Raw genomic sequence first — 25667 nt, forward strand, 5'->3', positions numbered from 1 at the left:
CCCTACGCGCTCGCCCGCTGCTCGCCCAGACCCAGCACCTCCGCGAGGAAGGCCCCCGTGTGGCTGGCGGGCACGGACGCCACGTGCTCCGGCGTGCCCTGCGCGACGACCTGGCCGCCGCCGCTGCCGCCCTCCGGGCCCATGTCGACGACCCAGTCGGCGTTCTTGATGACGTCGAGGTTGTGCTCGATGACGAGGACGGTGTTGCCCTTGTCGACGAGGCCCTGCAGGACGAGCAGCAGCTTGCGGATGTCCTCGAAGTGCAGACCGGTCGTCGGCTCGTCGAGCACGTAGATCGTCCGGCCGTTCGAGCGCTTCTGCAGCTCCGCGGCGAGCTTGACGCGCTGCGCCTCACCGCCCGACAGCGTCGGCGCCGGCTGGCCCAGCCGCACGTAGCCCAGCCCGACGTCGGTGAGGGTGCGCAGGTGCCGCGCGATCGCCGGCACGGCGGCGAAGAAGTCCGCGGCCTCCTCGATCGGCATGTCGAGGACGTCCGCCACCGTCCTGCCCTTGAAGTGCACCTCGAGCGTCTCGCGGTTGTAGCGCGCGCCGTGGCAGACCTCGCACGGGACGTAGACGTCCGGGAGGAAGTTCATCTCGATCTTCAGCGTGCCGTCGCCCGAGCACGCCTCGCAGCGGCCGCCCTTGACGTTGAAGGAGAAGCGGCCCGGGCCGTAGCCGCGCACCTTGGCCTCCTGCGTCTCCGCGAAGAGCCGGCGGACGTGGTCCCACACGCCGGTGTACGTCGCGGGGTTGGAGCGGGGGGTGCGGCCGATCGGCCCCTGGTCGACGTGCACGACCTTGTCGAGGTGCTCGAGGCCGGTCACGCGCTTGTGCCGGCCGGGCACCTGGCGGGCGCCGTTCAGCTCGTTGGCGAGGACCGTGTAGAGGATGGAATTGACCAGCGTCGACTTGCCCGAGCCGGAGACGCCCGTGACCGCGGTGAGCACGCCGAGCGGGAACGAGACCGTGACGCCCCGCAGGTTGTGCTCCTTGGCGTCGACGACCGTGACCTGACGGCTCTTGTCGACGGGTCGACGCTGCGCGGGCGCCGCGATGGACCGCCGGCCGGACAGGTAGGCGCCGGTGAGCGACTCGGGGGTGGCCAGCAGCCCGGCCAGGTCGCCCGAGTGCACGACGTGCCCGCCGTGCTCCCCCGCGCCCGGGCCGATGTCGACGATCCAGTCCGCGGTGCGGATCGTGTCCTCGTCGTGCTCGACGACGATGAGGGTGTTGCCGAGGTCCCGCAGCCGGGTCAGCGTGTCGATGAGGCGCCGGTTGTCGCGCTGGTGCAGGCCGATCGACGGCTCGTCGAGCACGTAGAGCACCCCGACGAGGCCCGAGCCGATCTGCGTCGCCAGCCGGATGCGCTGCGCCTCGCCGCCGGACAGGGTCCCCGCCGGCCGCATGAGCGACAGGTAGTCGAGCCCCACGTCGAGCAGGAAGCCGAGCCGGGCCTGGATCTCCTTGAGCACCTGCGTGGCGATCGCGCGCTCGCGCTCCCCCAGCTCGAGGGTGTCGAGGAAGTCCCGGGCCTCCCGGATCGGCAGGCCGCAGACGTCGGCGATGGAGCGGCCGCCGACGCGCACGGCGAGCACCTCGGGCTTCAGACGGGCGCCCTTGCAGACGGGGCAGGGCACCTCCCGCATGTAGGCCTCGTACTTCTCCTTGCTCCACTCCGACTCGGTCTCGCCGTAGCGGCGCTCGAGGAAGGTGATGACGCCCTCGAAGCCGGTCGAGTACTGCCGCTCGCGGCCCCATCGGTTCTTGTAGCGGACGTGCACCTCGTGGTTCTGCCCGCGCAGGACGGCCTGGCGCGCCCGCTCGGGCAGCGCGCGCCAGGGCGTGTCCATGGAGAAGCCGAGGTCGTCGGCGAGCGCGGTGAGCACCCGCGTGAAGTACTCGCTCGACGTCTGCGCCCACGGCGCGACGGCGCCCTCGCCGAGGGACAGGTCCTCGTCGGGCACGACGAGCTCGGGGTCGACCTCGAGGCGCGACCCGATGCCGGTGCACTCGGGGCAGGCGCCGTAGGGCGCGTTGAAGGAGAACGTGCGCGGCTCGATCTCGTCGAGCGTGAGGACGTGGTCGTTGGGGCAGGCGCGGTGCTCGGAGAACCGCCGCTCGCGACCCGGGTCGTCCGCGTCGGCGTCGACGAGCTCGACGACGAGCAGCCCCGCCGCCAGCCCCAGCGCCGTCTCGACGGAGTCCGTGAGGCGGCGCTGCACCCCGTCCCGCGCCACGAGGCGGTCGACGACGACCTCGATGTCGTGCTTGAGCTTCTTCTCCAGCACGGGCGGCGTCGCGAGCTGGACGACCTCGCCGTCGACCCGCGCGCGGGAGAAGCCCTTGCCCTGCAGCTCGCGGAAGAGGTCGGCGTACTCGCCCTTGCGGCCGCGGACGACCGGGGCCAGGACCTGGTAGCGCGTGCCCTCGGGGAGCTCGAGCAGGCGGTCGACGATCTGCTGCGGCGTCTGCGCCGTCACCCGCTCCCCGCACACGGGGCAGTGCTGCGTGCCTGCGCGCGCGAAGAGCAGGCGCAGGTAGTCGTAGACCTCGGTGATGGTGCCCACCGTCGACCGCGGGTTGCGGTTCGTGGACTTCTGGTCGATGGAGACGGCCGGCGAGAGCCCCTCGATGAAGTCGACGTCGGGCTTGTCCATCTGCCCGAGGAACTGCCGCGCGTACGCGGACAGCGACTCGACGTACCGCCGCTGCCCCTCCGCGAAGATGGTGTCGAAGGCCATCGACGACTTGCCGGAGCCCGACAGCCCCGTGAACACGACGAGCGCGTCGCGCGGGAGGTCGAGGTCGACGTTGCGGAGGTTGTGCTCGCGGGCGCCCTTGACGACAAGCCGATCGTTCACCCGACGAGTCTACGTCGCCCCACCGACACGGGCGTACGCCTGTTCGACCACTGCCCCGCCCGCGTGGTCGGGGCGGCGACCCGGCGTGCCCGCGTGCCCCTACCCGGGCCGGGCACCATGCTGTGCGCGTGCCAGCGCCAGCCCCAGCCGCGACCGACCCCGGCGCACCCGTGCCCATCGAGGACTACGCCGTGCTCGGCGACGGCCGGACCGCGGCGCTCGTCTCCTCCCGGGGGTCGGTGGACTGGCTCTGCCTGCCGGGGTTCGACTCGGCGGCGTGCTTCGCCGCGGTGCTCGGCACCCCCGGGCACGGCCGGTGGCTGCTCACGGTGCCCGACGCGACGACCGTGGAGCGGCGGTACGAGGACGACTCCTTCGTGCTGGAGACGACGTACACGTCCCCGACCGGCACGGCGGTCGTGCGGGAGGCGATGCCGCTCGGCGACGGGCGCGCGGACCTCATCCGCGTGCTCACGTGCACCTCGGGCAGCGTCGCGGTGGAGCACGAGTGGGTCGTCCGCCTCGGGTACGGCTCCATCCGTCCCTGGGTCCACCACGTGCGCGACGAGGACGGCGAGGACACCATCCGCGCGATCGCCGGGCCCGACTCGCTCGTGCTCCGCGGCGACCGCCTGCCGTCCCCCGACGGCCACCGGCACCGCGACGCGTTCCGGCTCCAGGCGGGTGAGCACGTCGCCCTGACGCTCACGTGGACCCCCTCCTGGGAGCCCGTGCCCGCCCGGCTGCCGGCGCGCGAGCGGCTCGACCAGACCGCGGCCGCGTGGCGCGAGTGGCTGGCCTCGGGCCGGCCCGGCTCGGCGCACCGGGCCGCGGTCGTGAGGTCCCTGCTGGTCCTGCGGCTGCTCACGGACTCCGAGACGGGTGGCATCGTCGCCGCCGCCACGACGTCCCTGCCCGAGCACCTCGGCGGGGAGCGCAACTGGGACTACCGGTACTGCTGGCTGCGCGACGCCGCGATGACGCTGGAGGCGCTGCTCGAGGAGGGCTACGCCGAGGAGGCGACGCGCTGGCGCGACTGGCTGCTGCGCGCCGTCGCCGGGGACCCGTCCGACCTGCAGATCATGTACCGGGTCGACGGCGGGCGGGACCTCGTCGAGCGCGAGCTGGCGCACCTGCCGGGGTACGCCGGGTCCCGACCCGTGCGGGTCGGCAACGACGCGGTCGCGCAGCGCCAGCACGACGTCCTCGGCGAGGTCATGATGGCCCTGGAGGCGGCGCGCGAGGGCGGCCTGCAGGAGACCGACGAGTCCTGGTCGCTGCAGCGGCACCTCGTCGACGACCTCGTCGGGAACTGGCGCGAGCCCGACCGCGGCATCTGGGAGGTGCGGGGCGAGCCCCGCCACTTCGTGCACTCGAAGGTCATGGCGTGGACCGCCTTCGACTGCGCGGTCCGCGCGGTGGAGCGGCACGGGCTCGACGGTCCCGCCGACGTGTGGCGGGCCGAGCGCGACGCCGTCCGCGCGCAGGTCCTCGCGGAGGGGTACGACGCGGAGCGCGGCACCTTCGTCCAGCACTACGGCGCCGGGCACACCGACGCGGCGCTGCTGGCCATCGCCACGACGGGGTTCCTGCCGGCGTCCGACCCCCGGCTCCTCGGCACGGTCGCGGCCGTGCGCGCCGAGCTCGAGATCGCGCCCGGCCTCCTGCTGCGGTACCGCACCGAGCGGACCGACGACGGCCTGCACGGCGAGGAGCACGCCTTCCTCGCCTGCTCGTTCTGGTTGGCCGACGCGCTGGCCCGGGCGGGTGACGCGGTCGGCGCCGGACGGGTGCTCGACGCCCTGCTCCCGCTCGCCAACGACGTCGGCCTGCTGGCCGAGGAGTACGACCCGGTGACGGGCCGGATGATGGGCAACGTCCCGCAGGCGCTCTCGCACCTCGCGCTCGTCCGCGCCGTGCACCGCTACGAGCTGGCGCTCGCCGGACGGCACCCGGGCCGGACGCAGGAGCTGCCCGTCGTCGCGCGGTCGGCGGGCCGCGTCCACGTCCCGGACGACGTCGGGGCGCCGGCGGGCCCGGCGGTGGTCCCCGGCACCGACGGCGCCGCTGCGCACCTGCGGTGAGCGACCCCGTGCCCGATCTCGTGCCCGACCCCGTGCCCGACCCCGTGCCCGACCCCGTGCCCGATCTCGTGCCCGACGTCGTGCCCGGCGAGGTGCTGGGCCCGTGGACCCTGCGCAGCACCGTCGTCGGGCCGCTCGCGACGAACGCGTACGCGCTCACCCACGTCGCAGGCGCCCGGGTGCTCGTCGACCCCGGCGACGACGCGCCGGCCCTCCTGGCGCTGCTGGACGCCGGCACCGCCGCACGCCGGCTCGACCTCGTCGTCGTGACGCACCGGCACCCGGACCACCTGGGCGCGCTGGCGGAGGTCGTCGCGGCCACGGGGGCGCCGGTCGCCGCCGGGGCCGACGACGCGGACGCGGTCGCCGACGTCACGGGCGTCGCGGTCGCGCACCGGCTGGGCCACGGCGACCGGCTGCCGCTGCCCGCCGGTGCGGCATCGGACGCACCCGGGGTCGTCGCGCTGCGGGGCCACACGCCCGGGTCGGTCGCCCTGGTGCTCGGCTCCCCCACGGCCGGCGTGCACCTGCTCACCGGCGACTCGCTCTTCCCCGGCGGTGTCGGCGCCACCGGCGGTGAGCCGGCACGGTTCGCGTCGCTGCTCGCGGACGTCCGGACGCGGCTCTTCGACCGGTTCGACGACGCGACGACCGTCCGACCCGGGCACGGCGCGGCCACGACGCTGGGAGTCGAGCGCCCGTCGCTCGACGCGTGGGCGGCACGCGGCTGGTGAGCCGCCCCGGGGCTCGCCCCGACGTCAGCCGCGCGGCGGCCCCAGCAGCGAGGTCGCGACGGTCGCGTGCGCGGACTCGTCGTCCGACGGGTGGAACATCCCGGCGAGGACGTCCCGGTACAGCCGGGCGAGCTCGTCCGCGGCGCGGTACGAGCCGCCGCCCGCGACCCTGATCGCGCCGTCCACCACCGTGCGGGCCGTCTCCGTCGCCCGCACCTTGAGGCCGACGAGCTGGGCGAACCAGCGCGCGCCGTGGTCGGCGTCCTCGTCGACGTCGCGTGCGAGGGCGAGGAGCTGCAGCTCGGCACCGTCCTGGGCGAGCGCCGCGTCGGCGATCCGCCACCGGATGTCCGGGTCCTGGTCGTACGTCCGCCCGCCGGCCTTGAGCGAGGTGCGGCGGCGCGCGGCGGCCACCCCGAGCTCGAGCGCGCGGCGGCCGATTCCCGTGTAGACGGCGGCGAGCAGGACCTCGAAGACCGCGAAGAGCGCGAACACGAACGGGTCCGCGCTGGGGCCGGGGGGCAGCGACCGGTAGACCCGCTCGGGCCGGGCGAGCGCACCGTCGAGCACCGTCGACGCGGACGCGGTGGCGCGCATGCCGAGCGCGTCCCAGTCGTCGCGCGACGTCGTGCCGCCGTCCTCGCGGGCCACGACGCCGTGGACCAGCCGGGGGGCGTCCGGGTCGGCGTCGTCGAGCCCGAACGTCGCCAGCCGCGTCCACACCGGCGACAGCGTCGTGAAGATCTTCGTGCCCGTGTAGCGGTACCCGCCGTCGGGCTGCCGCTCGGCGCGCGTGCGGGAGCCGAACATGACGAGGTCGTTGCCCGCCTCGGAGTTCGCGAACGCGAAGACCTCCCCCGCGGCGGCCTCGCGCAGCACGAACAGGACCGACTCGTCGCCGTGCGCGACGAGGTGCGCCGCGAGGCCCGTCACGACGAGGTGCATGTTGACCGCCAGGGCCGTCGCCGGGGCCGCCGCCGCGAGGCGCACCTGCTCCCGCGCGACCTCCTCGAGGGTGAGACCCGCGCCGCCGAGGTCCTCGGGCACGAACGCGGTCAGGTAGCCGGCGGCCACGAGGTCCGCCAGGTCGTCGTGCGGGAACGAGCCGTCCCGGTCGTGCTCCGCCGCCCGGGCGTGCACGCGCGCGAGGAGGTCCTCGGACAGAAGGGTGCGCGGTGCCGGGCGCGGTGCAGGGCGCGGTGCGCGACGCGGTGCAGGACGCGCGGGCGCGCCGGCGGTCGTCGGCTCGGACGTGGTGGTCATGCCGCCCACTCTGCCACCGCCCCCCGACACGGCCCGCGGACGTCGGCGCCGCCGCCGTGCGGCACGGCCACCCCGAGGGCGGCAGGATGGTGCTCATGCCACTCTTCGCCGTCCAGTACGTGTACGACGCCCGTGACGACCGACGCTCGGAGGTCCGCGCCGAGCACCGCGCCTGGCTCGGGGACCTCGCCGACGCGGGCACCGTCCTCGGCTCGGGTCCCTACGTCGGTGGCGTGCCCGGCGCGCTGCTCGTCTTCCGCTCGGACGACGAGGCCGCGCTCCGCAACCTCCTCCTGGAGGACCCGTTCGCGCGCGAGGGCCTCGTCGCCGCGACCGAGGTGCGGGAGTGGGACGTCGTCATCGGCGCGTGGAGCCGCGACGCCTGACCCGGGCCCCGGTGAGGCGCGCGGGAGCGGTCAGCCCCGCGGGCCCACCCGGTCCGCCCTCCGGTCGGCACGGCGGGTGGCGACGAGGCTCGCGACCGTGGCGGTGCCGAGCGCCAGCACGATGAAGGCCAGCGAGAACCAGATGGGCACCGTCGGCACGCCTACGGGCTCCCCGCCGTTGATGAACGGCAGCGAGTTCGTCGCCAGGGCCTCGAGCACGAGGTCCACGCCGATGAAGGCGAGCACGGCCGACAGCCCGATGGGGAGGTACTTCAGGGTGTCGATGAGGCCGCCCAGGAGGAAGTAGAGCTGCCGCAGCCCCATGAGGGCGAACACGTTCGCGGTGAAGACCAGGAACGGGTCCTGGGTCAGGCCGAAGATCGCCGGGATGGAGTCGAAGGCGAACAGCACGTCCGTCGTCCCGATCGCGACGAAGACGATGAGCAGCGGGGTGAAGACCCGCCGCCCGTGCACGACCGTGCGGACCTTGCCACCGTCGTAGGCGGGCGACATCGGGAGCACCCGGCCGGCCGCCCGGACCACCACGTTGTCGTGGTACTCCTCGTCCTCGTCGTGCCCGCGCGCGAGCTGCACGGCGGTGTACACGAGGAACGCGCCGAACAGGTAGAAGACCCAGGTGAAGCGCTCGATCACGGCGGCGCCCGCGAGGATGAACACCCCGCGGAACAGCAGCGCCAGGATGATGCCCACCATGAGCACGCGCTGCTGCTGCTCCTTGGGCACCGCGAAGCGCGTCATGATGAGGACGAAGACGAAGAGGTTGTCCAGCGACAGGCTGTACTCGGTGAGCCACCCGGCGAGGAACTCCGTCGCCGGCGCGCCGCCGCCGACGACGGCGAGCGCCCCGCAGAAGACCAGGGCCAGCGCCACGTAGACGCCGATCCAGGCGAGGCACTCGCGCGTCGACGGCACGTGCGGCCGGCTGCGGACGAGCACGAGGTCCGTGACGAGGATCGCCACGACGGCGACCAGGGTGACGGCCTCGAACAGCGCCGGGAGCTCGTGCATCACCGGCGGGGCGCTCCGAGGTCGTCCTTCTCGCCCTTGTGCGCGCTCGGGTCGGCGCCGACCCCGTCACGGACCGCGGCGCCCTCGGCCTCGGCCACGGTCGCCTCCCGGTCCTTGCGGTCCTTGCGCAGGCTGAGCACGGTGGTGATGGCCAGGATCCCGACGATCACCGACAGCGACACCGGCGTGGTGACCTCCGGGATCACCGTGATGTGCTCGCCGCCGTTGATGAACGGCACCTCGTTGGTGTGCAGGGCGTGGATGACGAGCTTGGCACCGATGAAGGCGAGGATCGCCCCGAGGCCGTAGGACAGGTACACGAGGCGGTCGAGCAGGCCGTCGATGAGGAAGAACAGCTGCCGCAGGCCCAGCAGCGAGAACGCGTTCGCGGTGAAGACGAGGTACGTCTCCTGCGTGAGGCCGAAGATCGCGGGGATGGAGTCGACCGCGAAGATGATGTCCGCCGCGCCGATCGCCAGCATGACCAGCAGCATCGGCGTGAAGAGGCGCTTGCCGTCGACCTTCGTGCTCAGGCGGTCCTCGACGAAGTCGTCCGTCGTCGGGAGCACCTTGCGCATCGCGCGCAGCGCGCCGGGCTCGTGGTACTCGTCCTCGTGGCCGGAGCCGGAGCGGATCTGCGTCCAGGCGGTGTAGATGAGGAACGCGCCGAAGATGTAGAAGATCCAGCTGACGTTCTCGACCAGCGCGGCGCCGATGAGGATGAAGATCGTGCGGAGCACCAGCGCGATCGTGATGCCGATGAGCAGCACCTTCTGCTGGTACTGCCGCGGCACGCGGAACGCGGCCATGATGAGGACGAAGACGAAGAGGTTGTCGACCGACAGGCTCTTCTCGGTGATGTAGCCGGCGAAGTACTCCCCGCCGTACTGGCCGCCCCAGACCAGCCACACGACGAACCCGAAGGCCACCGCGACGGCGACGTAGGCGATGGACCACCGCGCGGACTCGCGCAGCGTCGGCTCGTGCGCGTGGCGCACGTGCCCGATGTAGTCCACGGCGAGCATGGCGATGATGGCACCGACGGTGACCACCCAGACCCAGACGGGGACGTCCACAGGCAGATCCTCCTAGCAGCACGGCTCCACGGAGCGCGCGCACGACGTTGGTGTGGAGGTCTCTTCCGCTCGACACCCGCACGTGCGCTCACGCACGGCCCCTGGGTGGGCAGAGCCGACGGCACCGGGCCGGCCGTCCTGGCCGTCCGTGATGACGATGTCCGTCGCGGGGAGTACTCCCCTCCGCCGGACAGCGTAGGGGACCGGCGCCGGTCCGGCTCGCCGGGAGCGGGGTGAGTCCTCTCACCCCGCCGCCCGTCGGACCAGTCCGGCTCTCAGGCGGTGGCCGCCTGCATCTGCCGCAGCTCCTTCTTCAGGCCCGAGATCTCGTCGCGGAGCCGGGCGGCCAGCTCGAACTGCAGCTCCGCCGCGGCGGCGTGCATCTGGTCGCTGAGGTCGTGGATGAGGGACGCCAGCTCTCCCGCCGCCGCACCCGACAGGCGCGTCCGCTCCGAGCGGTGCGCGTCCTTCGAGCCCAGGCCCGGGACCGGCGCCTTGCCCCGGCTGGCCTGCCGTCCGGCGCCGCCGAGCAGGGCCTCGGTGTCGGCGTCCTCCCGCGCGAGCAGGTCCGTGATGTCGTTGATGCGCTTGCGCAGCGGCGTCGGGTCGACCCCGCGCTCCTTGTTGTAGGCGACCTGCTTCTCGCGCCGCCGGTCCGTCTCCTCGATGGCCTGCTGCATGCCCGCCGTGATGCGGTCGGCGTACATGTGGACCTGGCCCGAGACGTTGCGCGCGGCGCGCCCGATGGTCTGGATGAGGGACGTCCCCGAGCGCAGGAAGCCCTCCTTGTCCGCGTCGAGGATCGCGACGAGCGACACCTCCGGCAGGTCGAGCCCCTCCCGCAGGAGGTTGATGCCGACCAGCACGTCGTACTCGCCCATGCGCAGCTCGCGGAGCAGCTCCACCCGACGCAGGGTGTCCACCTCGGAGTGCAGGTAGCGCACCCGGACGCCCTTCTCCAGCAGGTAGTCCGTGAGGTCCTCAGCCATCTTCTTCGTCAGCGTGGTCACCAGGACGCGCTCGTCCTTGTCGACGCGCTCCCGGATCTCCCCGAGCAGGTCGTCGATCTGCCCCTTCGTCGGCTTGACGACGACCTGCGGGTCGACGAGGCCCGTCGGCCGGATGATCTGCTCGACGACCCCGTCGGCCTGCGACAGCTCGTAGGAGCCGGGCGTGGCGGACAGGTAGACCGTCTGGCCGATGCGCTCGACGAACTCCTCCCACCGCAGCGGCCGGTTGTCGATGGCGCTCGGCAGCCGGAACCCGTGGTCGACGAGGGCGCGCTTGCGCGACCGGTCCCCCTCGTACATGGCCCCGATCTGCGGGACCGTCACGTGCGACTCGTCGATGACGAGGAGGAAGTCCTCGGGGAAGTAGTCGATGAGGGTGTTCGGGGCGGACCCGGGGCTGCGGCCGTCGATGTGCCGCGAGTAGTTCTCGATCCCCGAGCAGGACCCGATCTGGCGCATCATCTCGATGTCGTACGTCGTGCGCATGCGCAGCCGCTGCGCCTCGAGGAGCTTGTTCTGCCGCTCGAGCTCGGCCAGGCGCTGCTCGAGCTCCGCCTCGATGCTGCCGATGGCACGCTCCATGCGCTCGGGGCCGGCGACGTAGTGCGTCGCCGGGAAGACGTGGATCTGCTTCTCGCCGCGCACGACGTCACCCGTGAGGGGGTGCAGCGTCTGGATCGACTCGATCTCGTCGCCGAAGAACTCGATGCGGATCGCCAGCTCCTCGTACACGGGGATGATCTCCACCGTGTCCCCGCGGACGCGGAAGGTGCCGCGCGTGAAGGCGACGTCGTTGCGCGTGTACTGCATGGTGACGAACTGCCGCAGCAGCATGTCCCGGTCCAGCACGTCGCCGACGGACAGCGTCACCATGCGGTCGACGTACTCCTGCGGCGTGCCCAGGCCGTAGATGCAGCTCACGGTCGCGACGACCACGACGTCGCGACGGGTGAGCAGCGAGCTCGTCGCCGAGTGGCGCAGCCGCTCCACCTCCTCGTTGATGGAGGAGTCCTTCTCGATGTAGGTGTCCGTCTGCGCGATGTACGCCTCGGGCTGGTAGTAGTCGTAGTACGAGACGAAGTACTCGACCGCGTTGTGGGGCAGCAGCTCGCGGAACTCCGTGGCGAGCTGCGCGGCCAGCGTCTTGTTCGGCGCCATGACGAGCGTCGGGCGCTGCACCTGCTCGATGAGCCAGGCGGTCGTCGCCGACTTGCCCGTCCCGGTGGCGCCGAGCAGGACGACGTCCTTCTCGCCCCCGTCGACCCGGCGGGCGAGCTCCTTGATGGCCGTCGGCTGGTCACCCGACGGGGTGTACTCGGACTCCACCCGGAAGGGGGCCACGGTCCGCTGCAGGTCGGTCACGGGGCGCATGCGCCAACCGTACGTCGCACCACCGACACGCACGGCGGGCGGTGGCCGGCGTCTCAGGGCCGGCCTCGGGCCAGCGCGGTCCGGACCCGCCGCACGGGTCCGGTGTGCGGCTCGGACGGGCACTCCTCAGGCGAGGGCGCCCTCGGACCGCCGGTCGTCCGTCGCCCGGGCCAGCGCCGTGCGCACCACGGCGTCGAGGACGCGTGCGGCGTCCTCGGTGGCCAGCGCGGCACCGCCGCGGCCCGCCTGCGCCGGGGTGCGCGGGACGTGGACGAACCCGCCCCGCACGGCCACGCCGTCGACTTCCGCGCGGCTCTCCAGCAGCCCGCCGAGCGCGTACGCCAGGGCGTTGCACACGTACGTCCCCGCCGTGAGCGACAGCTCGGTCGGCACCCCCGTCGCGCGGCCGGCCGCCACGCACGCCTTGACCGGCAGCGTGGAGAAGCGCGCCGCCGGGCCGTCGGGGTCCACCGGCACGTCGACCGGCGTGGCACCGTCCTCGTCGGGGATGCGGGCGTCGAGGAGGTTGAGGGCCACCCGCTCCACCCCGACCGCGGCGCGCCCGCCCGCCTCGCCCACGGCCACGACGAGCGCCGGCACCGCGGCGGCCACCGCGTCGGCGAGCTCCCGCGGGGCCCGCGCGAACGACACCGGCAGCACGCGCATCACGAGCTCCGCCGGCCCGGTCCACGCGGCGGCGACCGCCTCGACGGCGAGCGCGGAGGCGTTGACGGCCTGGCCGTCGAACGGGGCGAAGGCGGTGAGCAGGACCCGGGGCAGGGGCCGACGCTACCGGCGCGCCGCGTCGGCGTCGGCCTCGTCCGCCCGCTCGCGCTCGATCCGGGCCCAGAGCGCGTCCACCTGAGCGCGCAGCGCGTCCGGCGTCCCGGACCCGTCGAGCACGACGTCCGCGACGGCCAGCCGCGCGTCGTCGTCGGCCTGCGCCGCGATCCGTGCGGCGGCGGCCGCCTCGTCGAGCCCGCGCGCCCGCAGCCGCTCCCGGCGCAGGGCCGCCGGCGCGTGCACGACGACCACCGTCCCGAACTCCCCGGTCCGGCCCGTCTCGACGAGCAGCGGGATGTCGTGGACCACGACCGCGCCGGGGTCGGCCGCGGCGGCCGCCGCCTCGAGCTCGGCCGCCCGCCGACGGACGGCCGGGTGCACCACCGCCTCCAGCCGCCGCCGCGCGTCGTCGTCGGCGAAGACCAGGCGCGCCACCGCCGGACGGTCGAGGGACCCGTCCGCCGCGAGGACCTCGGGGCCCAGCGCCGCCACGACCGCGTCGAGCCCCGCCGTCCCGGGGGCGACCACCTCGCGGGCCAGCCGGTCGGCGTCGACGACGACGGCCCCGAGCTCGGCGAGCCGCGCCGACGCCGTGGACTTGCCGGCGGCGATGCCGCCCGTCAGACCGATGCGCTGCACGCCCTCATCCTGCCGGGGACGCCGACGGGCCGGCCACCCGCAGGGGTGACCGGCCCGTCGGGCCGTGCGTGCCGAGCCGGGCGGCTCAGCGGTGCGCGGTGCTCAGTTCGAGGTGAGCTTCTCGCGGAGGGCCGCCAGCGCCTCGTCGGACGCCAGGGTGCCCGTGACCTCCTCGGAGGACGAGGAGTACGTCGACGGCACCGGCTCGCCGGCACCGGCCGACGCGGTGGACGTCGTGCCGCCGCCGTTGGCCGCCTCGGCGTCGGCGCGCGCCGCCTCGGAGACCTGCTTGCGGTGCGCCTCCCAGCGCTCGTGCGCCTTGGCGTACTCGGCCTCCCACGCCTCACGCTGCGTCTCGAAGCCCTCGAGCCACTCGTTCGTCGTCGGGTCGAAGCCCTCGGGGTACTTGTAGTTGCCCTGCTCGTCGTACTCCGCCGCCATGCCGTAGAGCGCGGGGTCGAAGTCCTCCGAGGCCGGGTCGAAGCCCTCGTTGGCCTGCTTGAGCGAGAGCGAGATGCGGCGACGCTCGAGGTCGATGTCGATGACCTTGACGAAGACGTCGTCGCCGACCTGCACGACCTGCTCCGGGATCTCGACGTGGCGCACGGCCAGCTCCGAGATGTGCACGAGGCCCTCGATGCCGTCCTCCACGCGCACGAACGCGCCGAAGGGGACGAGCTTCGTGACCTTGCCGGGCACGACCTGGCCGATCGCGTGCGTCCGGGCGAACGCCTGCCACGGGTCCTCCTGCGTCGCCTTCAGCGACAGGGAGACCCGCTCGCGGTCGAAGTCGACGTCGAGCACCTCGACCGTGACCTCCTGGCCGACCTCGACGACCTCGGACGGGTGGTCGATGTGCTTCCAGGACAGCTCGGAGACGTGCACGAGCCCGTCCACGCCACCCAGGTCCACGAACGCGCCGAAGTTGACGATCGAGGACACGACACCGGGGCGCACCTGGCCCTTCTGCAGCGTCTGCAGGAAGGTGGAGCGCACCTCGGACTGCGTCTGCTCGAGCCACGCACGGCGCGACAGGACCACGTTGTTGCGGTTCTTGTCGAGCTCGATGATCTTCGCCTCGATCTCCTTGCCGACGTACGGCTGGAGGTCGCGGACGCGACGCATCTCGACGAGGGAGGCGGGGAGGAAGCCGCGCAGGCCGATGTCGAGGATCAGGCCGCCCTTGACCACCTCGATGACGGTGCCCGTGACGACGCCGTCCTCCTCCTTGATCTTCTCGATCGTGCCCCAGGCGCGCTCGTACTGGGCGCGCTTCTTGGACAGGATCAGCCGACCCTCCTTGTCCTCCTTCTGGAGGACGAGGGCCTCGACCGCGTCGCCGACCTTGACGACCTCACCGGGGTCCACGTCGTGCTTGATGGACAGCTCGCGGGAGGGGATGACGCCCTCGGTCTTGTAGCCGATGTCGAGCAGGACCTCGTCGCGGTCGACCTTGACGATGGTGCCCTCGACGATGTCGCCATCGTTGAAGTACTTGATGGTCGCGTCGATCGCGGCGAGGAAGTCCTCGGCCGAACCGATGTCGTTCACCGCGATCTGCTGCGTGGCGGGCTTCGCGGGGGTGGAGATGCTCATGTAGTAGTGGGCTCCGATGCGGACGGATGATCGTGCGGGCGGGGACTGGGGTGCCGGACGGCACGGTGGGCCGACCCGGCGCACGGCCGGGAGGGTCCAGACGGGGGCGACGCGGTGGTGCCCGGCCCGGCCCCGACCTCCGCAGGAGGTCCCGACCGGCTCCCGTCCGGCAGAGCCGGGGGGACGAGGGCGCGCGACACCGTCGGGCACTCTACCCGCGGTCAGGAGGGACGGTCAAAGCGCAGGTCGCGCGCGGGACGCCTCAGGCGAGCGTGTCCGCGACGTCGATGAGGTCGGCGGGCACGTGCTTGACCTTGCCGGCCACGTCCCCGAGCGGCAGCAGGACCACGCGCTCGCCCTGCACGGCCGCCATGACGCCGGTCTCGCCGCGCGTGACCGCGTCGATGGCGGCCACCCCGAGGCGTGAGCCGAGGATCCGGTCCGCCGCGGTCGGGATGCCGCCGCGCTGCACGTGCCCGAGCACGGTCACGCGGGTGTCGAACCCGGTCCGCTCCGCGATCTCGGTCTTGAGCCGCTCGCCGATGGCCCCGGCCACGATCTCGCCGAACCGGCCGACCTCCGTGCGGTAGTGCATGGCGGTGCCCTCGGCCGGCACGGCGCCCTCGGCGACGACGACGATGGAGAAGCTCGCGTGGGCGCGGTGGCGGTGCTTGAGGAACCGCACCACCTTCTCGATGTCGAACGGGGCCTCCGGCACGAGGACGAGCTCGGCGCCGCCGGCGATGCCCGCCTCGACCGCGATCCAGCCCGCGTGCCGGCCCATGACCTCGACGATCATCACGCGGTTGTGGCTCTCGGCCGTGGTGTGCACCCGGTCGAGCGCCTCCGTGGCGATCGTGACGGCGGTGTCGAAGCCGATGGACCGGTCCGTGCCCCACACGTCGTTGTCGATGGTCTTCGGGATGGCGACGATGCGGACGCCCGCCTCGGCGACCTTGCTGGCGGCATGCAGGGTGCCGTCGCCGCCGATGCAGATGAGGGCGTCGATGCGCTCGGCCTCCAGCGTCGCCAGCACCGCGTCGATGCCGCCGTCGTCGGCGTGCGGGTGGTAGCGGGCCGTGCCCAGCAGCGTCCCGCCCACGGGCAGGACGTTGCGGATCTGCGGCCGGCCGAGGGGCACGACGTCGCCGTCGACGACGCCCCGCCAGCCGTTGCGGAAGCCGATGAGGCTGTGGCCGTGCGTGCCCTCCCCCCGCTTGACGACGGCACGGATGGCGGCGTTGAGACCGGGGACGTCGCCGCCACCCGTGAGGAGACCGATGCGCACACCGGAGACAGTAGCCGCGCAGCCGTCCCCCGTCCGGGCCGTTCGGCCGCCGGACCTGCGCCGACGCCGTGGTACACGGGCCGCGCCGGCGCGGGACGGGGGACGACGAGCGCGACAGGACGCGGCAGGGCACGGCAGGACGCGGCAGGGCGACGCGCGGCGCGACGACCGCTGCAGGGCTACGCCGCGTCCCCGCCGGCGCCGAGCTGCAGCCCCCGCCCGGGGATCGCGGCGAGCAGGGAGCGCGTGTAGTCCGTCGCCGGGCGCTCGAACACGTCGTCGACGCTCCCCCGCTCCACCACGCGCCCGCCCTGCATGACGCACACCTCGTCGGCCACCTGCCGCACGACCGCGAGGTCGTGGCTGATGAACAGGTACGACAGCCCGAGCCGCGCCTGCAGGTCGGCCAGCAGGTGCAGCACCTGGGACTGCACGACGACGTCGAGCGCCGACACGGCCTCGTCGCAGACGACGAGCTCGGGCTCCAGGGCGAGCGCGCGGGCGATGGCGACGCGCTGGCGCTGCCCGCCCGACAGCTCGCCGGGGTACCGGCGCAGCAGGTCGTGCGGCAGGGCCACGTCGTCCATGAGGGCGTGCACGCGGTCGCGCCGGGCCGCCGCGTCCCCGACGCGGTGGACGCGCAGCGGCTCCTCGATCGTCCGGTAGATCGTGTACAGCGGGTCGAGCGAGGCGTAGGGGTCCTGGAAGATCGGCTGCACCCGGCGGCGGAACCGCACCTGGGCGGCCCGGTCGACACGGTCCCCGGAGGCCACCTCCTCGCCGTCGAACCGGATCCGGCCCGACGACGGCGTCAGCAGGCCGAGGATCATCCGCGCCACCGTCGACTTGCCGGAGCCCGACTCCCCCACGACCGCGACCGTGCGCCCGCGGGGCACGACGAACGACACGTCGTCGACCGCGGTGAACGGCTGCGACCGCGCGAGCAGGCCCTTGCCCCGCAGCGAGAAGACCTTGGACACGTGCTCGACCTCGACGAGGGGCGTCCCGACGCCACCTCGGGCCGCGACGTCGGCACGCGCACCCGCCGCGGCGCCGGCCGGTGCGGCGGCGCCGTGGCCGTGCTCGCCCGCCGTCGTCGCCAGGAGGTCGGCCGCCACCGCGTCGGCACCGAGGACGCCCTGCTTGGCCAGCTCGATGCGGCGCGAGGCCAGCGACGGCGCCGCCGCCAGCAGCCGGCGCGTGTAAGGGTGCTGCGGCGCGCGGAGGAGCGCCTCCGACGGCCCCTGCTCGACGACCTCGCCGCCGTACATGACGACGACGCGCTGCGCCCGCTCGGCCGCGAGGCCGAGGTCGTGGGTGATGAGGAGGACCGCCACCCCGAGGGACCGGGTGAGCTCGGTGAGGTTGTCGAGGATCGTGCGCTGCACGGTGACGTCCAGCGCGGACGTCGGCTCGTCGGCGATGAGCAGGGCCGGCCGCGCCGCCAGTCCCATCGCGATGAGCGCCCGTTGGCGCATGCCGCCGGAGAACTCGTGCGGGTACTGCCGCGCACGGCGCCCGGCGTCGGGGAGTCCCGCCTCCTCCAGCAGCTCGACCGTGCGCGCGCGGGCCCGGCCCGCGGGCACGACCTCGTTGTCGACGAGCGTCTCGTCGACCTGCCGCCCGACGAGGCGCACCGGGTTGAGGTTCGACATGGGGTCCTGCGGGACCATGCCGATGCGCGAGCCGCGCAGGCGTGCGAGCTCGGTCGGCGGCAGCGCCGCCAGGTCCACCCCGTCGAGGAGGATCTGCCCGCCGGTGACGCGGCCGTTGCCCGCCAGCAGGCCGATGACCGCGGCCGCGGTGGTGGACTTGCCCGAACCCGACTCCCCGACGACGGCCACGGTCTCGCCGGCGCGGACGTCGAACGACACGCCGCGCACGGCCGTCGTCGTCCCCGCGTCCGTGCGGAAGGAGACCTCGAGGTCCCGGATGCTCAGCAGCGGTGCCTCGCTCATCAACGCCTCCTCTGGCGCGGGTCGAGGGCCTCGCGCAGCGCCTCGCCGAACAGGGTGAAGCCGAGCGCGGTCACGGCGATGCAGGCACCGGGCCACAGCGCCAGCCGGGGGGCGATCTCGAGCTCGGCCTGCGCGGCGGTGAGCATGCGCCCCCACTCGGCCGTCGTCGGGGAGCCGCCGCCCAGGCCCAGGAACGACAGCGCCGCGGCCTCGATGACGGCCGTGGCCAGCATGAGGGTGCCCTGCACGATGACGGGCGAGACGCTGTTGGGCAGCACGTGCGTCATCGTCACCGTCCGTCGGCTGAGCCCCAGCGAGCTCGCGGCGAGCACGTAGTCCTGCCCGCGCTGCGCGAGCATCGACCCGCGCAGCAGCCGCGCGAAGATCGGCACCTGCACGACGCCGATGGCGACGACGACCGACGTCGGCGTCTGCCCGGCGACGGCGGCGATGGAGACCGCGAGCAGCAGGCTCGGCACGGACAGCATGAGGTCGACGAGCCGCATGATGACGGAGTCCACCCAGCCGCCGACGCCGCCGGCGAGGACCCCGAGCAGCATCCCGCCCAGCAGCCCCAGCACGGTGGACAGCACGCCGATGAGCAGGGACGCCCGCGCACCCCAGATGAGCTGGGACAGCAGGTCGGCGCCGTAGCGGTCCAGCCCGAGCGGGTACGCGTCGGACGGCCCGGGGATGAGCGTGGGCCGCACCTCCGCGCGGCCGGGCAGCGCGCCCGCGTCGTAGGGCGCCAGCAGCGGCGCGAGCACCGCGACGAGGACGAAGACGGCGACGATCGCGGCGCCCGCGATGGCGCCGGGGTTGCGGCGCAGCCGCCGCCACGCCACGCGCCACAGCGACTGGCCGGCCACGTCCCCGGAAGGCCGCGACCCGGGCCCCGGACCCGCGGGCAGGACCTCGTGCACCTCGGCGGCGCTCATCGCGCGATCCGGGGGTCGATGAGCCCGTACGAGACGTCGACGAGGAGGTTCACGAGCGCGTACACCACCGCGATGATGAGGATGAAGCCCTGCAGGACGGCGTAGTCGAGGTTGAAGACGGCCTCGGCCAGGAAGGACCCGATGCCCGGGAAGGCGAATACCGTCTCGGTGAGCACCGCCCCCGACAGCAGCAGCCCCACCTGCAGGCCGATCGTCGTCGAGACCGGCAGCAGCGCGTTGCGCAGCACGACCCGGTCGCGCACGTGGCGCGGCAGGAGGCCCTTGGCGCGCGCGGTGCGCACGTAGTCCGCCGACTGCACGTCGATGACCGACGCGCGGGTGATCCGGGCGATGACGGCCAGCGGGATCGACCCGAGGGCCAGCGCCGGCAGGACCAGGTGGACGAGGGCGTCCCAGCTCGCGTCCCACTCCCGCGTGAGCAGCCCGTCGAGGACGTACAGGCCGGTGGGGTGCGTCGCGATCATCGCCGGGTCCTGGCGGCCCGACGACGGGAACCACCCGAGCTCGACCGCGAAGGCGTACTTGAGCAGGAACGCGAGGAAGAACACGGGGACCGTCACTCCGAGCAGCGACGCGACCACCGTGAGGTGGTCGAGGGTGCGGCCCTGGTGCCGCGCGGCGAGGTAGCCGAGCGGGATCGCGACCGCGACCGCGAGGAGCAGCGCCAGGACGGTCAGCTCGACCGTCGCCGGGAAGCGCGAGGCGAACTCCTCGAGCACCGGCCGGCCCGTGCGGGTCGAGACGCCGAAGTTCCCCGTCACGAGCTGGCCGAGGTAGCGCACGTACTGCTCGACGATCGGCCGGTCGAAGCCGTAGAGCGCGTTGATGCGCTCCACCGCCTCGGGGGTGGCGCGCTCCCCCAGGAGGGCCGTCGCCGGACCTCCCGGGAGAGCACGCACCCACGCGAACAGCAGGACGGACAGCCCGAGCAGCGTCGGGACGAGCAGCGCCAGACGCCGCAGGATCAGCCTGACCATCGCTGCGGCTCAGTCCCCCAGCGTGACGACGTTGTAGACCTCGTCCTGCACGGGCGACGCGGGGTAGCCCTGGACGTCGGGCTTGAACGCCAGCGACGGGACCGGGTGCGCGAGCGGGATGCCCGGCAGGAAGTCCATGATCGCCGCGTTGGCCGCCTCGTAGGCCGCGGTCTGCTCGTCGACGTCCGCCTGGTAGCGCGCGTCGCCGATCTGCTGGAACAGCTCGGGGTTGTCGAAGCCCCACTCGTTGGACGGGCCGCCGAAGAACACGCCGATGAAGTTGTACGTGTCGTTGTAGTCGCCGGTCCAGCCCAGCAGGTGCAGGCCGTGCTCCGTGCCGCCCTGGATGGTGTCGAGGTAGTCCGGGCTCCACGGCTGCGGCACGGGGTTGACGGTGATGCCGACGGCCTCGAGGTCCGCCGCGATGGCCGTGAACGTCTGCTCCGGCGTGGGCATGTAGGGCCGCGACACGTTCGTCGGGTAGTTGAAGTCGATCGTCAGGTCGGACTTGCCGGCCTCGGCGAGCAGCTCCTGCGCACGGTCGGGGTCGTACTCGTAGGTCGTGACCTCGTCGTTCCAGCCCGCGACCGACGGCGGGACGAAGTTCGTCGCCACCTCCGTGCCCTCGGGGAGGGTCTGCGCGACGAGCGCCTCCTTGTCGATCGCGTGCGCGATCGCCTGCCGGACGCGGATGTCGGCGAGGTCCGGGTCGGCCTGGTTCATGCCGAGGTACAGGACGTTGAAGGGGTCGCGGTTGACGATCTGGTACCCCTCCTCCTCGAGCGCGGCGACGTCCGCCGGCCCGACGAGGTCGTAGCCGTCGATGTCCCCGGCCTGCAGCGCCTGCCGGCGGGCGGTGGCGTCGGAGATGATCGGGAAGACGATGCGGCGGACCTGGCCCTGCTCGCCCCAGTAGTCCTCGTTGGCCGTGAGCACGACCTCCTCGCCCGGGCTCCAGGACTCGAACACGAACGGGCCCGTGCCGGTGGGGTGCGCCGTGGCGTACTCGGGCAGGACGGGCGCGTCGGCCTCGCCGCTGACGGCGTCGGCCTCGTACTCGGTCAGCGCGGTCGGCGACTGCATCGACAGCGCGGGCAGGGACAGCGCGGCGACGAGCTCCGGCAGCGGCGACTTGAGGTGGATCACCGCGGTTGCGGCGTCGGGCGCCGCGCACGACTCGTACTTGCCCGTGCCGTTGAGCTCGGGGACGTCGCTCGTCGCGAAGCCGCCGTTGACCTTGCCCCAGTAGTACGACAGGGACTCGGCCTGCAGGATGCCGGTGAAGTTGTTCCACCGGTCGAAGTTGAAGCACACGGCGTCCGCGTCGAACGGCGTGCCGTCGTGGAACTGCACGCCCTCCTTCAGCGTGAACGTGTAGTCCAGGCCGTCGTCGCTGACCTCCCACGACTCCGCCAGGAGCGGCGCCGGGTCGGCCGTGCCGGGCTCGACGCCCACGAGGCCCTCGAAGATCTGCCGGGCGACGCGGAACGACTCGCCGTCGCTGGCGAACGCGGGGTCGAGCGACGCGGGGTCGGACGACGCGGCGAAGATGAACGTGTCGCGGCCCTCACCGGCCGCCGCACCGGCGGTCGCGCCGTCGGCGGAGTCGCGGTCGCTCTCCGCGCACGCGGCGAGGACCATGCCCACCGCCAGGAGGCCGGCCGCGGCCTTCCACTGGGACTTCACCTGCTCCACCTCTCGTCGGGCGCCGGCGGGCACGGGCCGCCGGTCGCAGGGGGCCGACCCTAGGGGCAGCGCGTCACGGAATCGTTACGCGGTGGTACCTGTGTCGTGGTGCGGCGACGACTGTGACCGAATCGCAACCTTCGTCCGGTCCGTCCGCCCTCCGGCGCCGGACCCGGTCCGTCTCCGCACGTCAGGATGGGCGCGTGCCCGACGAGAGCCACCCGCCCGCCCTGCCGCCGCTCGCCGAGGCCGGCTACCGGTCCGTCCCCGACGCCGCCGGGGGCGCGGCCGCGCGCGGGTGGTGGGACGCCAACGCGGAGGAGTACCTGGCCGAGCACGGCGAGTTCCTCGGGTCGGCGGACCTGCTGTGGTGCCCCGAGGGGCTGCGCGAGTCCGACGCGCACCTGCTCGGCGACGTCGCGGGCGCCGTCGTCCTCGAGGTGGGCGCGGGCGCGGCGCAGGGGTCGCGGTGGCTGCGGGCGCGGGGTGCGCGAGCCGTCGCCACCGACGTCTCCGCCGGGATGCTGCGGGCCGGTCGGCGCCTCGACGCGCCCGGCGACGGCGGTCCCCCGCTCGTGCAGGCCGACGCGCGGGCGCTGCCGTTCGCCGACGGTGGCGTCGACGTGGCCTTCACGGCGTACGGCGCGCTGCCCTTCGTGCCCGACCCGGACCGGGTGCATGCGGAGGTGGCGCGCGTCCTGCGACCCGGCGGGCGGTGGGTGTTCTCGGTGACGCACCCGGTGCGCTGGGCGTTCCCCGACGTCCCGACGGCCGCCGGGCTGACCGTCGCGCGCTCGTACTTCGACCGGCGCCCGTACGTGGAGACCGCGGAGGACGGCACGGTGCTCTACGCCGAGTACCACCGCACGGTCGGCGACCACGTCGGGCTCCTCGTGGCTGCCGGCTTCGTGCTGGAGGCCCTCGTCGAGCCCGAGTGGCCGGCTGGGCACGACCGGGTCTGGGGCGGGTGGGGGCCGCAGCGCGCGTCCCTGCCCGGCACGGCCATCTTCTGCTGCCGCCTGCCCGGCTGACCCCCGGGCGACCCGCCGACCCCTTGCGCGGCCCACCGACCCGCGGACGCCCGGCCCGCGCCCGCCCCCGGCCTCAGTGACCGGCGGCGTGCCAGCTCGTCCCGATGCCGACGGACACGTCGAGGGGCACGTCGAGCGGGCCGTCGGGCAGGTGCTCCCCGGCACCCGCCATCTGCTCGCGCAGCAGCGCCTCGACGTCCTCCCGCTCGCCCGGCGCGACCTCGACGACGAGCTCGTCGTGCACCTGCAGCAGGATGCGGGAGCCCAGCCCCCGCGCGGCCAGCTCGCGGTCGACCCCGAGCATCGCGAGCTTGATGAGGTCGGCCGCACTGCCCTGGATCGGCGCGTTGAGGGCCATGCGCTCCGCGGCGTCGCGGCGCACGCGGTTGTCGCTCGTGAGGTCGGGCAGGTAGCGACGCCGGCCGAGCAGCGTGGCGGTGTAGCCCGTGGCGCGCGCCTGGTCGACGACCCCGTCGAGGTACTCGCGCACGCCGCCGAACCGCGAGAAGTAGTCGGTCATGAGGGCCGACGCCTCGGACGCCGGGATCGACAGCTGCTGCGAGAGCCCGTACGCCGACAGCCCGTAGGCCAGGCCGTAGCTCATCGCCTTGATCTTCGAGCGCATCGCCGGCGTCACCTCGTCGGTGGGCACCGAGAACACCCGCGAGCCGACGTAGGAGTGCAGGTCCTCGCCCGAGCGGAAGGCCGCGATGAGCCCCTCGTCGCCGGACAGGTGCGCCATGATCCGCATCTCGATCTGCGAGTAGTCCGCGGTCATCAGCGTCTCGTACCCCGGCCCGACGACGAAGGCGCGGCGGATCTGCCGGCCCGCGTCGGTGCGGATGGGGATGTTCTGCAGGTTGGGGTCGGTCGAGGAGAGCCGGCCCGTCGCCGCGATGGTCTGCTGGAAGGTCGAGTGGATCCGGCCGTCGGCAGCCACCGACCGGCGCAGCCCCTCGACGACCTGCCGCAGGCGGATCGCGTCGCGGTGGGCCAGCAGGTGCTCGAGGAACGGGTGCTGCGTGCGCGCGAACAGGTCCGTCAGCGCCGCCGCGTCGGTGGTGTACCCGGTCTTGTTGCGCTTGGTCCGGGGCATGTCGAGCTGGTCGAAGAGGACCTCCTGCAGCTGCTTGGGCGAGCCGAGGTTCACCTCCCGGCCGATCACGGCGTAGGCGTCGGCGGCGGCGGCGCGCACGTGCCCGTCGAACGACGCCTCCAGCTCGGCCAGCAGCTCCCCGTCGACCGCGATGCCCGTGCGCTCGAGCCGGGCGAGCACCCCGACGAGCGGCAGCTCGACCTCCGTCAAGAGCCGGCTCACGCCGCGGGCGGCGAGCTCGTCGCCCAGGGCCTCCACCAGGTCGCGCACGGCCGAGGCCCGCACGGCGGCGCGGCGCCCCTCCCCCACGCCGTCGAGCTCGAGGTCGAGGGCGCCCTGGGCGCCCTCCTCCTGCGCCGTCAGCTCGCGCCGCAGGTAGCCGACCGCGAGGTCCGGGAGGTCGTACGCGCGGCGGTCCGGCTGGCAGAGGTAGGCCGCGAGCTCCGTGTCGAAGGTGACGCCGCGCAGGTCGATGCCGCGGCCCGCCAGCGCGTGCCAGGCCGTCTTCGACGCATGGACCGACTTGGGGCTCGCGTCGTCCCCCAGCCAGGCCACGAGCGCGTCCTCGTCCGCCGGGTCGAGCGCGGACAGGTCGTAGGCGACCGCGCGGCCGGCGTCGTCCGCGATGGCCACGCCCCAGGCGTCGCCGCCGGCCGGTGCCCCGCTGCCCCGCACGTCGAGGCCGAGCACGTCGCCCCGGCGCTCCGCCAGCCACGCCCCGAGCTCCCCCGCGCCCGTCTCGACGAGCTCCAGCGCGGCCACCGTGGCCTCGACGGCCGCGTCGCCCTCCGTCGGCAGCATGGCGAACAGGCGGTCGCGCAGCGTGCGGAACTCGAGCTCGTCCAGCAGCTCGTGCAGCGCCTGGCGGTCCCACGGCCGCACGGCGAGGTCCTGCGGTCCGAGCGGCAGCTCGACGTCGGTCAGCAGCGCGTTCAGCCGACGGTTCAGGGCCACCTGGTCCGCGTTCGCCCGCAGGGACTCACCCGCCTTGCCGCTGAGGGAGCCCGCCGCTGCGAGCACCCCCTCGAGCCCGTCGTGCTGGACGATCCACTTCGCCGCGGTCTTCGGCCCGACACCCGGCACGCCCGGCAGGTTGTCACTCGTCTCCCCCACGAGGGCCGCGAGGTCCGGGTAGCGCTCGGGCGGGACGCCGTACTTGGCCTCCACCGCCTCCGGCGTCATGCGCGTCAGCTCGGACACCCCGCGGATCGGGTACAGCACGGTCACGTGCGGCCGGACGAGCTGGAAGGCGTCGCGGTCCCCCGTGCAGACGAGCACCTCCAGCCCGGCGGCGGCCGCCTGCCCGGCCAGCGTGGCGAGGACGTCGTCCGCCTCGACGCCGGGCTTCTTGAGGACCGGGATGTGCATGGTCTCCAGCAGCCGCTCGACGACGGCGACCTGGCCGCGGAACGGCTCCGGCGTGGCGTTGCGCGTGCCCTTGTACTCCGCGTACTCCTCCGTGCGGAAGGTCGACCGGCCGGCGTCGAAGGCGACGGCCACGTGCGTCGGCTCCTCGTCGCGCAGCAGGTTGGCGAGCATCGAGACGAAGCCGAAGACCGCGTTCGTCGGCTGCCCCGTCGACGTGGCGAACTTGTCGACCGGCAGGGCGAAGAAGGCGCGGTACGCCATGGAGTGGCCGTCGATGAGGAGGAGCCGTCCGGCCGACCCCGGCGTCGGCGCCGTCCCGTCGGCAGGGGCGTCGGCAGAGGGCGTCAGCGGGTCCGTCTGCGGGTCGCTCAGCGCGGCGGAGGGGGGTGCGTCGGTCACGGGTGCCAACCTAGCCGCCATGTCCGACACCGCCCCTGCTGCCGTCCCCGCCCCCCTGCCCGAGGGCACG

The 25667-nt window shown here is 73.8% G+C and carries 18 protein-coding genes; 4 read left to right on the forward strand and 14 right to left on the reverse strand.

From position 1 onward, the window contains the following. Positions 1–2: 2 nt before the first annotated feature. On the reverse strand, positions 3–2864 hold the full coding sequence (gene uvrA / locus AC2TDM_RS09185) for an excinuclease ABC subunit UvrA (RefSeq protein ID WP_090033946.1): 2862 nt from the start codon (positions 2862–2864) through the stop codon (positions 3–5). Between the two features lie 122 nt (positions 2865–2986). Here uvrA and AC2TDM_RS09190 point away from each other — a divergent pair, with 122 nt between their 5' ends. Both AC2TDM_RS09190 and AC2TDM_RS09195 read left to right on the forward strand, forming a co-directional pair. Next, positions 2987–4948, forward strand: a complete 1962-nt coding sequence (locus AC2TDM_RS09190; protein ID WP_090033948.1) for a glycoside hydrolase family 15 protein — start codon at positions 2987–2989, stop codon at positions 4946–4948. Next, the gene (locus AC2TDM_RS09195; RefSeq protein ID WP_239078868.1) at positions 4945–5682 is read left to right on the forward strand and encodes an MBL fold metallo-hydrolase; all 738 of its coding nucleotides are present in this window, start codon (positions 4945–4947) and stop codon (positions 5680–5682) included. The genes AC2TDM_RS09190 and AC2TDM_RS09195 overlap by 4 nt, the downstream gene beginning before the upstream one ends. A 24-nt stretch (positions 5683–5706) precedes the next feature. Here AC2TDM_RS09195 and AC2TDM_RS09200 read toward each other — a convergent pair whose 3' ends face one another. Then, positions 5707–6945 (reverse strand): acyl-CoA dehydrogenase family protein, encoded by a 1239-nt coding sequence (locus tag AC2TDM_RS09200; RefSeq protein WP_090033949.1) that lies wholly within the window; start codon positions 6943–6945, stop codon positions 5707–5709. Positions 6946–7040: 95 nt separating this feature from the next. Here AC2TDM_RS09200 and AC2TDM_RS09205 point away from each other — a divergent pair, with 95 nt between their 5' ends. Beyond that, the gene (locus AC2TDM_RS09205) at positions 7041–7331 is read left to right on the forward strand and encodes a YciI family protein (protein ID WP_090034002.1); all 291 of its coding nucleotides are present in this window, start codon (positions 7041–7043) and stop codon (positions 7329–7331) included. Positions 7332–7361: 30 nt separating this feature from the next. On the opposite strand, the gene AC2TDM_RS09210 is transcribed toward AC2TDM_RS09205, so the two are convergent. The 11 genes from AC2TDM_RS09210 to AC2TDM_RS09260 form a co-directional block, all read right to left on the reverse strand. Further along, a complete protein-coding gene (locus tag AC2TDM_RS09210) occupies positions 7362–8360 on the reverse strand; it encodes a TerC family protein (protein ID WP_484636425.1) in 999 nt (332 codons plus the stop codon). After that, entirely contained in the window at positions 8360–9436 is a 1077-nt protein-coding gene (locus tag AC2TDM_RS09215) for a TerC family protein (protein WP_090033951.1), read from the reverse strand. Before AC2TDM_RS09215 ends, AC2TDM_RS09210 begins: the two co-directional genes overlap by 1 nt. A gap of 275 nt (positions 9437–9711) precedes the next feature. Beyond that, the gene (gene uvrB, locus AC2TDM_RS09220; protein ID WP_090033952.1) at positions 9712–11817 is read right to left on the reverse strand and encodes an excinuclease ABC subunit UvrB; all 2106 of its coding nucleotides are present in this window, start codon (positions 11815–11817) and stop codon (positions 9712–9714) included. A 126-nt stretch (positions 11818–11943) separates the two neighbouring features. Then, positions 11944–12597, reverse strand: coding sequence for a pyroglutamyl-peptidase I (locus AC2TDM_RS09225; RefSeq protein ID WP_090033954.1), 654 nt, complete (start codon positions 12595–12597; stop codon positions 11944–11946). A gap of 9 nt (positions 12598–12606) precedes the next feature. After that, complete coding sequence (gene coaE / locus AC2TDM_RS09230) at positions 12607–13239, reverse strand: dephospho-CoA kinase (RefSeq protein ID WP_090033955.1); 633 nt, start codon at positions 13237–13239, stop codon at positions 12607–12609. A gap of 102 nt (positions 13240–13341) precedes the next feature. Continuing rightward, a complete protein-coding gene (gene rpsA, locus AC2TDM_RS09235; protein WP_090033957.1) occupies positions 13342–14835 on the reverse strand; it encodes a 30S ribosomal protein S1 in 1494 nt (497 codons plus the stop codon). A 262-nt stretch (positions 14836–15097) separates the two neighbouring features. Beyond that, entirely contained in the window at positions 15098–16123 is a 1026-nt protein-coding gene (locus tag AC2TDM_RS09240; protein ID WP_090033958.1) for a 6-phosphofructokinase, read from the reverse strand. A gap of 179 nt (positions 16124–16302) precedes the next feature. After that, positions 16303–18081 carry a dipeptide ABC transporter ATP-binding protein gene (locus AC2TDM_RS09245; RefSeq protein ID WP_090033960.1) on the reverse strand — a complete coding sequence of 593 codons (1779 nt, stop codon included), beginning with the start codon at positions 18079–18081 and terminating at the stop codon, positions 16303–16305. Next, positions 18081–19019 carry an ABC transporter permease gene (locus AC2TDM_RS09250; RefSeq protein WP_090033962.1) on the reverse strand — a complete coding sequence of 313 codons (939 nt, stop codon included), beginning with the start codon at positions 19017–19019 and terminating at the stop codon, positions 18081–18083. Before AC2TDM_RS09250 ends, AC2TDM_RS09245 begins: the two co-directional genes overlap by 1 nt. Continuing rightward, the gene (locus tag AC2TDM_RS09255) at positions 19016–20017 is read right to left on the reverse strand and encodes an ABC transporter permease (protein WP_090033964.1); all 1002 of its coding nucleotides are present in this window, start codon (positions 20015–20017) and stop codon (positions 19016–19018) included. Before AC2TDM_RS09255 ends, AC2TDM_RS09250 begins: the two co-directional genes overlap by 4 nt. A 9-nt stretch (positions 20018–20026) precedes the next feature. Beyond that, entirely contained in the window at positions 20027–21658 is a 1632-nt protein-coding gene (locus AC2TDM_RS09260) for an ABC transporter substrate-binding protein (RefSeq protein WP_090034005.1), read from the reverse strand. 248 nt (positions 21659–21906) lie between these two features. Between AC2TDM_RS09260 and AC2TDM_RS09265 the strand changes: the two genes are divergently transcribed. After that, positions 21907–22734 (forward strand): class I SAM-dependent methyltransferase, encoded by an 828-nt coding sequence (locus tag AC2TDM_RS09265; RefSeq protein WP_090033965.1) that lies wholly within the window; start codon positions 21907–21909, stop codon positions 22732–22734. Positions 22735–22807: 73 nt separating this feature from the next. Here the strand turns inward: AC2TDM_RS09265 and polA are convergent, their stop codons facing one another. Further along, positions 22808–25618 carry a DNA polymerase I gene (gene polA / locus AC2TDM_RS09270; protein WP_090033967.1) on the reverse strand — a complete coding sequence of 937 codons (2811 nt, stop codon included), beginning with the start codon at positions 25616–25618 and terminating at the stop codon, positions 22808–22810. Positions 25619–25667: the final 49 nt, after the last annotated feature.

It is taken from the genome of Cellulomonas sp. plas2, assembly GCF_057221735.1.